General features: G+C 43.2%; 8 protein-coding genes and 1 tRNA gene. 3 read left to right on the top strand and 6 right to left on the bottom strand.

Going from position 1 to position 11,928, the window contains the following annotated elements; genetic code table 11:
- Positions 1 to 82: 82 nt before the first annotated feature.
- The 3 genes from H8K38_RS11495 to H8K38_RS11485 all read right to left on the bottom strand — a co-directional run bounded on the left by H8K38_RS11495 (position 83) and on the right by H8K38_RS11485 (position 2,763).
- Positions 83 to 1,099 (bottom strand): YqaJ viral recombinase family protein, encoded by a 1,017-nt coding sequence (locus tag H8K38_RS11495; protein WP_186884985.1) that lies wholly within the window; start codon positions 1,097 to 1,099, stop codon positions 83 to 85.
- A 144-nt stretch (positions 1,100 to 1,243) separates the two neighbouring features.
- Positions 1,244 to 2,203, bottom strand: a complete 960-nt coding sequence (locus H8K38_RS11490; protein WP_186884984.1) for a DUF932 domain-containing protein — start codon at positions 2,201 to 2,203, stop codon at positions 1,244 to 1,246.
- A gap of 227 nt (positions 2,204 to 2,430) precedes the next feature.
- Entirely contained in the window at positions 2,431 to 2,763 is a 333-nt protein-coding gene (locus H8K38_RS11485) for a hypothetical protein (RefSeq protein WP_186884983.1), read from the bottom strand.
- Positions 2,764 to 3,127: 364 nt separating this feature from the next.
- On the opposite strand from H8K38_RS11485, the gene H8K38_RS11480 reads away from it, so the two are divergent.
- Positions 3,128 to 5,638: a hypothetical protein gene (locus H8K38_RS11480; protein ID WP_186884982.1), complete on the top strand. Its 2,511-nt coding sequence runs from the start codon at positions 3,128 to 3,130 to the stop codon at positions 5,636 to 5,638.
- A 5-nt stretch (positions 5,639 to 5,643) separates the two neighbouring features.
- The gene (locus tag H8K38_RS11475) at positions 5,644 to 7,362 is read left to right on the top strand and encodes a hypothetical protein (RefSeq protein WP_186884981.1); all 1,719 of its coding nucleotides are present in this window, start codon (positions 5,644 to 5,646) and stop codon (positions 7,360 to 7,362) included.
- Positions 7,363 to 7,841: 479 nt separating this feature from the next.
- Here the strand turns inward: H8K38_RS11475 and H8K38_RS11470 are convergent, their stop codons facing one another.
- The 3 genes from H8K38_RS11470 to H8K38_RS11460 all read right to left on the bottom strand — a co-directional run bounded on the left by H8K38_RS11470 (position 7,842) and on the right by H8K38_RS11460 (position 9,856).
- Positions 7,842 to 9,074: an integrase arm-type DNA-binding domain-containing protein gene (locus H8K38_RS11470; protein ID WP_186884980.1), complete on the bottom strand. Its 1,233-nt coding sequence runs from the start codon at positions 9,072 to 9,074 to the stop codon at positions 7,842 to 7,844.
- A gap of 165 nt (positions 9,075 to 9,239) precedes the next feature.
- Positions 9,240 to 9,324 (bottom strand) — tRNA-Leu (locus tag H8K38_RS11465).
- A gap of 115 nt (positions 9,325 to 9,439) precedes the next feature.
- On the bottom strand, positions 9,440 to 9,856 hold the full coding sequence (locus H8K38_RS11460) for a hypothetical protein (protein ID WP_255422937.1): 417 nt from the start codon (positions 9,854 to 9,856) through the stop codon (positions 9,440 to 9,442).
- Between the two features lie 222 nt (positions 9,857 to 10,078).
- Between H8K38_RS11460 and H8K38_RS11455 the strand changes: the two genes are divergently transcribed.
- On the top strand, positions 10,079 to 11,464 hold the full coding sequence (locus H8K38_RS11455) for an IgA Peptidase M64 (protein ID WP_255422961.1): 1,386 nt from the start codon (positions 10,079 to 10,081) through the stop codon (positions 11,462 to 11,464).
- Positions 11,465 to 11,928: the final 464 nt, after the last annotated feature.

Here is an 11,928-nt window from a genome sequence, read left to right as displayed (position 1 = left end):
TATGGGTAGTGGTTTTTTGTTCGTCAATTCGTTGATGAATGCTTGTTGTGCCCACAGAGTGACACATGCAGTAACATGGACTTCACGTGGAAATCAAAAAGCGCCGACTTCCCGGCTTCGTCGTCGCGTACTGTTGTGGAATATCCGGCTGATCTTCCAGCAGGCGCGCCATATCAATGCCGTTGCTGTCTTTGGAACGCTTCCAGCTGATTTTGCCAGTCTCAAATAAAGCGATGCTGGCGTCACCCATACGCTGTTGCAAGGTTTGTTTCAGCTGCGCTTCAATCGCTTCGCGGTTAGCGATATCGTCACGCACGGCAACCAGATCAGCAAAGACGGACGACAAGTGTCTGTCTTCTTTAAAATCCACCACATTCCCTTTGTCCTGCGGATACAAGCAACGCAAGGCCGTCTCCGCAGAAGCAGAACCATCTGCCGGTGGTGGCGTATCCGTTTCCACGTAATGCCAGAACTGCCGCTCCAATTCAATCAGACGACGAATCAACACATCATCCCGTTCTATCCGATGAATACGAATCTCCTGACCACACACCAGGACACACACATCCGCTGCTGCTTTTCCTGTTACGGCTAACTGATGCTGAACCTGACACACGACATAGTCCGGTACACCATCGCGCCACAATCGCGCACCGAACTCTCCGGCAGTTTTACATTCCAGAATCTGCACATCCGCTGCGCCCATGACTTCCCGGTCGATATTCGCTAGCATCCAGCTCTTGTCCGGGTCAGGGTGCTGTAATACCGCATTGATCTTGCGTACCCGGTTACCAGTGCGACGTGTGTAATGCGCGGCCACAATCGGTTCCAATAAGGTGCCCCAATACATGGGACTGTCTTCATCATTTGGATCAACTTGTGGTAAGGCCGCATCACGTCCGGTCTTGATCATCCATAATTCCAGTTGTGACTGATAAGGATTGAGTCCCACCGCCGCACCGGCATCACTACTACCGATACCCCCTTTGCGTACTGCTAACCATTCATCACGGCTTAAATGATTGGTTTTGACTAACTTCAGCGCTGGACGCTGAGACATCAGTTGAGAATCAGGCTGAATTTGCTGACTAAGAGACATGTCCGACTCCTTCAATTAAAAATGTACAGAAATAAAAAATCGCATGCCCATGCAATCACACGGGCATAAAAGAACAGCCCGGTGCGTTAAACGCAGCCGGGCTGTGAAGAAAGAAGAATGAACAAGAAGACACAAGAAACAAGCTCAGGCAATCATCAACAACGCCTGATCCAGTGCCTTCTGTTTCAAGGCCGCGCCCTGACCGAACCAGGCGGATTCCAGACGATGATCGGTACTGCGGGCACGTCGTTCATGATCGACATACTCCGTCACTGAATTCAACAAACCAAAGGCGGTGGATTTTGATGAGGCCAGTTCGGCTCCTTTACCTTGACCGTCATAAAGCGCTTGTACTTTCTTGATCGCCCGTTCATTCGATAAGCCACCAGCGGTATGACTTGCATCGGTAAATACCCGCAAGAAGTAATTCATCGCTTCATGTGATTTCACCTTGCGTTCAGAGAGTGTTTTCATCCGATACATAAACGCATCCCATGACGCCACTGAAATACCGAGTTGCTTCTTGACGGCTTGCGGATCGAATGAAGTGTTATGCGGCACCTTCACTGCACCAGCTCCGTTGTTTAAAGCAATCGCCAGCGTGTTATTGCACACCACCCGGATACTGGTGAATTGCGCCGTTGTCGCCAACGTACCGTCACAGGCGGTTGCCAACAGCAGATACGCATTCACTACATCGTTGCCTTTCAGAACAGACGATTGATTCGTTTTAGCCAGTGCCCAGACCTTGCGGCCTTCTTTCAAGACACCGGCAGTTTCCAACTCAAATCCAGAGATTTCCGTCAGATCGCGATAAAACTCCAGAATCTCCCTTGGTTGCACTACCTGATAACGGTTGGATACCACCGACAAAGCAGCCTTGGTATCGGAACGGTACAGGACCTTTTGTTCTGGGAAGGACATGATCGCCCCGAGACTACCGATGCTTTCAGTCATGAAACGCACCGGTGTTTCTTTGATGTCAAACGCCATCCCTGCTTGTTGCGCCCAGACTTCAATTGGTTGCTTTGCGGTGAGTTGATTACCCAGACCATGCCAGGGAACTTGATTAACATAAGCCATTGATTCGACGAGATGTGCCATAAAACCTCCTGAGAGAAGAAATAAAGAAAGTCAATAAAAGAGAATTGAAAAACAGGAAAAACCAGAAAACAGAAAACAGAAAAGCCAAAAATCGGAATACAAAAACTCGCGCACAAAAAAGCCACCCGGCACAAACCGGATGGCGTGAACGATTGAGTGGAATGAAGCGGAAAAACGAGGGGAAAAAGACGGAAAAGAGAGAAAAGAACGACGAAGGGGAAGAGTATTTAATTGCGCGGCATACTGAAGGTATAACCACACTCCAGACATTCATGATTATCGAACAAGGCACCATCAAATGATTCACCGATCTTTGCACCGGCGACACAGCCGGTCGAGCCACCGATCAGCCCACCAAAAATAGCACCGGCCAGACCACCGATCAGCATGCCAGCAGGTCCGGCAAAGGTACCCATACTGGCACCGACTTCAGCACCGGCAGTGGCACCAGAGACACCGGCAACGGTGCCAGCAACCGTACCAATGGCACTGCCTGTTCTTTTACCTGTGTGTTTCACAGCAATGCGTGCAGAGTCGCATTGGGGACAACGATAGTTCATGGGAATTACCTCTTAGTTGAGATGAAGAAATCGGCTGAAAAAAAACCGAGTCACTAAGCGGGATTTGCTTGGTCACATACTGGTGATATATGCGTGAAAAATTTTGGAATTTAATAAAATGGCGTACTAGTAAAGATTTCTATTTTTTTATTTAATGAAAACAGGTGTCGTTAAAATCGATAAGAGAGGCATCTCAACATCGAAAATTAATATAAAAAACAAGAGGGTGCGCGGACTACTTTTAAAAATTTCGCTTCTATTTTATTGAAAATATTTCATTTTTAAAAGAATATTATTCTCACTTTTCGCACTACAATCATGACGTTAACTCACATAACAAGTACGTATTATTTAAGGACTTCCAATGAGTAAAGAAGAAGAATTTTTCGTAATTGCCTATAAACTATATTCAAAGGAGAATCCTAATCACGGCACCATTCGTCCATTATTTAAACTTGACGCAAATGGTTACTCCAAAGTTACGCCTGAGAATTTTTGTCCTTCGCTCAAAGTTTTCATTACAGCTTATTACGATGAAATAGATAGTAAATTTAAAGATTTTGAATTGTTCAAAATTCCTGTTTCGGTAAGTGTTTTTCAGAGTGAGAAAGTAGATCCATCCAGTGCGAGCAAATACGTAGCTAGCGGGCGGAATGCAGAACGACTAATGCCTAAAGCTTTAATGGAGGTAATTTTTGCAGAATTACCTGATTGCAATAATCGCATGATCGACTCTATTAACGTCAGACCTACATGTAAGTATGTTTTCGTTAAATCTGACAAAGGATGCTTTGGTCCTTTTGAATGGAACATTGATACGGAGAATGACGCTTTAGAATTGATCCTCTCTACATCTCCAATACCTGGTCAGCCGCTTGAGCCTGGACAAATATACAAAATACAAGAAACCCAGTACTCAAAACAATTCATCGCTGCAGATGATAGGCGAAGTTACTTAATCGATTTAGCGACAGTTATACAAGGTGGCGAATTCTATGACTATGCCTCGGATATGGAAATTATTCACTACTGTGGAAAACAAGCAACCACTTTCAAGTCCGTTCCTTTGGACAAACGTACTCTCAAAGCACTTGAGACTCAAGCCAAAGCTAATGCCAAACCCTTAATAAAAACCCGCTGGGACCGATTTGCGAAACTTGCGAGTACCCTTATTAACAATCAGGAAGAGGTGAGCAAACAGCTTGGTGATTACTTAAATAGTGAAAATGGTGCTGAAATAGTTGAACTTCACGTTGAAAGGCAAACAGATAAGTACCTTTCTGTGTTGATAGAAAAAAACAAAGATAAAATTCAAGACGAAATTTCTAAATTAGATAGTGAATTGCGCCAAGCAAAAGATCGTTTAGCTGAAATTAACGAACAAAAAAAACACGCGACATTCGAACTTGAGTCTGCAAGAGAAGAAAAGAAAAATCTACCAAAAATTAATTCGGTAGATAAAAAACTACTTCACGCAGAACTTGATCAACTGCTTTTGAAGAAAAAAGACGAGATTGATCAATTAGAAAATCGAATAAAAAAATCATTGGTTCACGATCAAGCATTATCGAACCTTGAAACTATCAAAGTTAAAACATCCGATGCAGAAATCTATTATGACCGAATGGTTGCTCGGAAACTTGAAATCCAAAATACGATTCAAGAATTAGAGCGAGAATACAGTGACCGTGAGGAAAATATAAGTAAAAAGCTGTCGCTGATGACTCCAATGGTAAAAGCTATTAATGGGTTTTCATCGATAACACGTAAGAGTTTACCTATTGTAAGAACAGAGATCGCTAGTTCTATCGATCCCAATAATCTGTTAACAGAGCAAGAACGAGTTTGTGCCGCAGTTGAAAAATCGTTAGCTAAACTTGGGCGCAATATTCCTTCTATTCAAGTAGCTAATTTGTTGATTTGCACACAGCAATCATTTATTACCTTTCTTTCAGGTTTGCCTGGAGCTGGAAAAACTTCACTATCACGTTTGTTAGCAACATCGCAATCACTCAAGACTCGTTTTAACGAAGTTTCTGTTGGCCGCGGCTGGACAAGTCAGAAAGATTTAATTGGCTTTTACAATCCATTGATAAATAAATTCCAAGCTTCGAGCACTGGCATATACGAATTTTTGCTCGCATTGAAAGCGGAAAGTGAGACAAATCAGGTTACTCCGATGGCTTATATTCTATTAGATGAAGCTAATCTAAGCCCGATTGAGCATTATTGGTCTGCATTTTTTGGGATGACCGATAAAGATGGATCAAAATTTTTGACCCTTGGGAATGATGTTGTAGCTATTCCCAATTGCCTTCGCTTTTTGGCAACGATAAATCATGATGGAACTACTGAACCTTTGAGCCCGAGAACAATAGATCGAGCACCTTTTATAGTCATGGAAAGTAATTCATTTACAAATGAAGATGTTGCCAATTTACAAGAATTAGTTTCAATTTTTCCTTTATCTCATGACGATATGGAGTTGTTGTTTGGCAATTCTAGTTTTGTTCCTGTATTTAACGATATGGAAGCTTCAATTTTTAATGAAATTCGTTCCGTGCTATCCAATCCATCATCAGAAAAAGGGCGGCCAATTATTATTTCTGTTCGCAAAGAACACAGTATCCGTCAGTACTGTAATAAGGCGCGCGCCCTAATGAACTTTGATAGTGATTTTGTTGCACTTGATTACGCCGTACTTCAACACATCCTTCCTTTGGTTCGAGGTAGTGGTACCAAATTTGCAAAACGTTTAGATGAATTGTTAATTATTTTGCGTAACAACAATTTGACTCATTCCGAACAATACCTCAATCAAATGATTAATTACGGCGCAGCTGAACTACATTCCTATGACTTTTTCTGCTGGTAGTCACTATGGAATTTTCTCTTGGTATTCAAATTAATGGAACGAATGTCACTTTACAGCCGGGGGAACGCATTGCCGTCAAGGAGCGCGACGAAGTTCAGTTCTTTGTAAATATTCCTCCAGGTTTTGACGTTCCAGTTTTGTATGTAGAGGATCATGAAGTTAACTTCGAGAGTCAGACATCGATAACTGGTTTTACTCATAGTACCAAGCGTGGGATTTTTTTTCGTGAGGTTATGGGATTATCTATGGTTCGCTGTGAATTTAATAGGACTGTTAAATTCGTCACTTTCGATGTTCTTATAAACAAACTTGATTCTCATCAGATCGAGGGAATGATTCGCTATCTTTATTCGCACAGTGATTCGCTCATTCGAGTTTGTCTTGCGCGATCGACTATGCCTGCGGGTTCACAGGGAATTGGAAACTCGGATCCAGAGGCAATTCTTACAACTGCCGAGCGCTTTGTTACAACGTTACTCAATGGTCGATTGGAGTTGCAAAGTCAACTTCGCAAGCGTCTCGTGCCACAAAAAAAGCCTGTATGGGATGCGCGAGCCCAGAATACATACATTGATCCTCAAGACGTACTTTCGAATTTAGATGGATTATTACCGGTTACAGATGAGGGTGACTTATTTATTCAAGGTAAGCATTTCTCGCTTTCAGGTGTTGATGTCACAGCGATGATCAATTCAACAAATGTCTACGAAAACGCTGTCATTATCGGTGGGATTTATTCAGTAAGAAGGGGAATCGAAGAGCTGTACAACCAAATTCAGGTTGGTAAAGGGGTTCGCGGAGTGTCTTCACACGATAAAGAGCATGAGTCTCTCACTGATGTCTTAGCTCGCGTTACAGTTGGTAATATTCGCCTCCGCTGTTCTGTATTGATTGAACAATTAAATGACTTATTGCGTTATTTTCGCAATGATCTAAATATTGCTTATAAAGGCGAGATCCAACCGGTAATCACACCTTACGTTAGATCGTCACGTATTTATCACAGTTTATTTAGCCAAATCCATGAATGGTACAGTTTGGGGGCGCCATCCTTGAGTGGCTTGCATTTATTATTAAAGTTGAGAACAGTTAGTAAAATTTATGAATATTTTTGTTTATTTAAACTTTTAGAATATTTTTTAAAATCAGAATGGACACTCCGACATGCCATACATATGACTGGGGAAGATTCTCTTATTCCTGGACAGGTTGATTTTACGAGTGGGGATTACTTAATTTCGTTGTTTTACGATAAGCCAATAGCGCCAATGTCTGGAGATACCGTTCACAACGACTTAGTAGATTTGCGTCATCTTTATAGTAACCATGATTATTGGTGGCGCCCAGACTTTGTGATTCGTTTTGAACGTTCTGATAATGTTCGTTATTTCATTTTAGACGCGAAATATAGTAAGCAAAGCATTGTGGAGGGACAGAGTTTACCTGATTTGATAAATAAATATTTTTTGGATACCGGCGTTTTCGATGCCAACAGAAGCACAATTACAAGTAACAATATACTTGCCATAATTGCACTTTATCCGGGAGCGCAGTTTACTAAAAATATCTCGTCACATTGGAAAACAAAATTCTTTAGTAAGATACCTCGCCTGCCGCTTGCAGCGGGTGCTACGCTTTCCACGTATGATGACACCATAATGAGTGAAGTCATGGACAAATTACTAGAAGTGGGCATCAGTCATACAAATGAATTTCATTTATGATCGTTAATTACAATGTTATTTTGCGTTTTTTTGGCATGGTATTCACCAAGGTGTATACCTTTTTGCTTTCAACTGAAGTGTGCCATTTCTCCTTATGCAGATCTCTAGGTTAAACAAAGTCTAAGAAGCATTTATAGTGTTCTAAATGGTTCCTCATAATCTTTATTGCAATAAGTAGGTTGCACTAAATTGGGATGAGTAATCCCTGTTTAGCAGTTAGCCGATGATAACTACCCGCAAATCGGCTACCGAGCACACATAGTGATTGAATCTAAGCAGCTTTGCCAAATTTACCTTTAATCACGTTACCGTTCACTGCATTATCAAAATAATCAGTATATTGCTGCGTCATTACTTCTTTTTCATCTAAGAATATCGCTCAATCATAAGTCACGTCATGAGTGTCGCCGGAAGTATGTGGTAATCGTTGATCGACGAGTTCATTAGGGGATAGCCAAGGCGCCATTAATCAAATTTTATTACGCTCTCAACGGTAGTATCGTTGCGCCTTCGCGTAATTTATCAAGATAGTCCGCCCAGCGCTGCATCATCTCTCTGCGTGCCGGCAAGTGCGCAGTACGGTTATAAGCCCTGCCATTCGGATCTTTTACCGCATGCGCTAATTGATGTTCGATAAAATCAACGCGCTCGCCAAGTACTTCATCCATGATGGTTCGCGCCATCGCCCTGAAGCCATGGGCCGTCATCATTTCCTTCGTATAACCCAAAGATCTCAGAGCGGCGTTAATCGTGTTTTCACTCATGCAGCGTTCGCTTGTTCGGATGCTTGGAAACACATACTTTCTGTGCCCGGACATCGGATGAACAGACTTTAGAATTTCCAAGGCTTGGATCGAAAGCGGCACGACATGATCCATGCCCATTTTCATTTTTATGCCGGGTATTCGCCATTCAGCTTTTTCAAAGTCAATTTCCGACCATTCTGCAGAACGAAGCTCGCCAGGTCTTACAAAAACTAAAGGTGACAGCTTCAGTGCCGCAACGGCATAGGCATGACCACTATAGTGATGTATAGCTCTCATCAATTCAGCCACTTGTTTGGGTTCGGTGATTGATGCGTAGTTCGTTTTTACGGCGACCGATAAGGCGCCTTTTAAATCAACGGTGACATCTCGTTCAGCAAGGCCAACTGCGACACCGTATCTGAGAACTTGTCCGCAAATCTGTTTTACGCGATGAGCGGAATCAATGGCTCCGCGCGCTTCCATTTTCTGTACCGCCGTTAAAATATCTAATGGCTTGATTAACGATATCGGCATATTGCCGATAAATGGAAAAACATCTTTTTGCAGCCAGTTTGTAACTTTCTCTTGCGTGGTGGTGGCGCGACTGGCTGCCGTCTTTTCTAACCATGAGCGTGCAACGGATTCGAACGTGTTTGCTGCTGCTATGGCTTTCGCCTGTTTTTCTTCTCGCTTAGATTTTGCAGGGTCAATGCCATCTGCTAGTAGTTTACGCGCGTCAGCACGCTTCGCCCTTGCTTCCTGAAGGCTGATTTCTGGATATGACCCAAACGTGAGGCGATTCTGTTTACCATTTTCCTGACGATAGGACATGCGCCAGATTTTTGTACCGGCTGCTGACACTTCAAGGTACATACCTCCACCGTCAGCCAAAGTATATGTCTTTCCATCTCTGGGTTTAGCGGTTCTGACTTGTGTGTCAGTGAGTGGTTTAGCGAGTTTTGGCATTTTGCATCCAAGTGATTTTGAGATTTGCATCCATGGATAAAAGTATGGATGCAAAAACCTCGGATGGCAATGGACGCCCCAAGACAGCATAAAACAAAAAACCCGCGTTCTCATAGTGAGTAACACGGGTTATTAGACTGCTTTGTACTGCTTTAAACAAGCTCTTGGTGCCGAGAGCCGGAATCGAACCGGCACGCCTTGCGGCGCGGGATTTTGAGTCCCGTGCGTCTACCTATTCCGCCATCTCGGCAACGCATATACGGGATTATGACATTAATAGGCAAAACTTGCAATACGCACGACCAATCAGGCTTGTTCTCATCTGCAAAAATAAATCTCATTACCGCGAACTGAATCGCGCTCGATTAATATCTATACTCATCAACAAGATGCTTGTTAAAGCTGTATTTTGTCCCGCCTTGTAACGCATCAACCAATCGCTTGGGATTCGCCGCAGAGATAAAGATATCAGCAACGCCATCTTTAACACGAAACTTGGTAGCGGGGCTCAGGATGTTATTCGCCTTAATCGTTAAGTGACGAATGATTCTCGCTTTATCGCTACAAATAAGAAAATGAATTTCTTTGCGGAAGTGAGTCAGAGGAATATTGAGCCACCAGCCTTCGTCGCCCGCGTAACGGACAACATTAGAAAACTGTGTATTCATCTCATTAAGTATGTTCGCACGTAAAGACTCGTTAGCGATCAATATGGCTTCAGATTTATTCATTGTTACCTTAAAAAATAAACTGATTGCGTGTTCTGCAATCTCATTCGCCATTGTAAATGCGAAGCCAGAAACTAGGCGTACCGATAATCGGGAAAATTCCGGAATAACCTCGGATTACGCCTGAGCTCAAATTTTCCGTTTATACGAAATGCAAGAACAATTTACAATCAAGTCTGTTTTTGCTGATATGAATCTTGATTAAAACTGGTGGTCAAATTTTTTAACATCACGGGAGAGTAAATGAGTTCTTTTTTAAAGCATGGCGTCATTGCTATGTTGCTGAGTTTTTCAAACATTTGTCTGGCAGCGACGCCTGCAACTGTGCGGCTGGACTATATGCATACTGGCAATGCTAAAACTGAACAGTATGCTTTAAGCCGCGTCTTGATAGAACCACTGCCTTGGCCTGGCAATCTGCAACAAAATATTGACACATCTAACCGCGGAGTTAATAAGGTGGAAGTGCGCGACCTGAAAACGGGTGAACTCATTTATTCGAGGGGGTTTTCAACGATTTTTGGTGAATGGAAAAGTACAGATGAAGCAAGCAAGTTAAATCGTGGCTTTGAAGAGTCGGTGCGATTTCCCAAGCCGGACAAGCCTGTCCGCGTCACCATACAGAAACGAGATGAGAACAATGTATTTGTGCCTGTATGGAGCGTTGACATCGATACAGACGCACAGGATGTCATACGCAAGCAACCGCGAGCTATCGCCAAACCCGTGCCTATAATCGTCAATGGTCCATCGCCGGAAAAGGTGGATTTATTAATTCTTGGGGATGGTTACAGTGCCACGGAAATGAAGAAATTTATCGCAGATGCACGTCGTTTATCGGCGCATCTTTTTAAGGTTTCACCATTTAAAGAACGTGCCAAAGACTTTAACGTCTGGGCAATCGCCGTTCCAACGAGCGACTCGGGAGTTTCACGCCCTTCGACCGGAGTACATCATGCATCTGCACTCGGCACACGTTACGATATCTTTGGTAGTGAACGCTATATTCTTACAACAGATAATCGCGCGTTGAGAGACATCGCCCAAAATGCTCCGTACGAATTCATTGAAATTCTTGTTAATAATGAGACTTATGGTGGTGGCGGTATTTTTGGACAATTCAGTACTGCGGCAGCAAAAAATGATTGGGCTGAATATCTGTTTGTGCATGAATTTGGCCATCATTTTGCCGGCCTCGCTGATGAATACTACACGTCGCCTGTTGCGTATCAAAGTAGTGAGGTATTGCCAGAACCATGGGAACCGAATGCAACAGCTATGCGCGACCCGGCTAATCTGAAGTGGAAACACAAGGTAAGGCCGGGGACGCCATTACCAACTCCATGGCCTAAAACTGTGTTTGATCAGCATGCAAAAGAATACCAGCAAACACGAATACAACTACGCGCACAAAATCGACCTGAATCCGAAATGAGTGCTTTGTTTAAGAAGGATCTGCAATTTAATCGCCAATTGTTTTCCAATGCGTCGCATAAAAACGATGTTGGCGCTTACGAAGGGGCGAACTATGAGTCAACTGGATATTTCCGTCCGCAAATGCAATGCATTATGTTCGATCGTAGTGACTCTTTCTGTGACGTATGCAACGAAGCGATCAACGTCATTATTGATTTGTATAGTCAATCGGGAGTAAAAAATTAAGTCTGATTACGCAACTACAACAAATTTATCCACGAATAAAAAGAGTGAAGTTGTGTTTTGATGTTCGATTAATACATCACCGCTTCAGAAAGCGCCTCTGATCTGATACGGACTTAACGGAGGCGACACTGTGGAATAAAACGAAGAGTGACAGCCCCCTGGAAATGACACTCAAGATCAAACAAAGGAGCCTGCGGGCTCCTTTTTCTTTACCCGGCGTACTGACCGCTGGTCAGTAAGATCGAAGAGCAGAAGACGGCTGAATAAGGAGTGGTAATGGGAAGAGACGTCAGGATCAGAAATAAAGCCACCAGCGCCGAAACATGATAATCCTGCGCTAAAAGCAAAACCCCCCGTTACGCTAGTAACGGGGGGTTCGCAGAATACAAGCCTGACGATAACCTACTTTCACACTGGTTGCAGCACTATCATTGGCGCAGAGTCGTTTCACGGTCCTGTTCGGG

The sequence above is a fragment of the Undibacterium sp. FT79W genome (assembly GCF_014284215.1).
Lineage (GTDB): Bacteria > Pseudomonadota > Gammaproteobacteria > Burkholderiales > Burkholderiaceae_D > Undibacterium > Undibacterium aquatile.
This window is presented reverse-complemented; position numbering and strand designations above follow the sequence as displayed.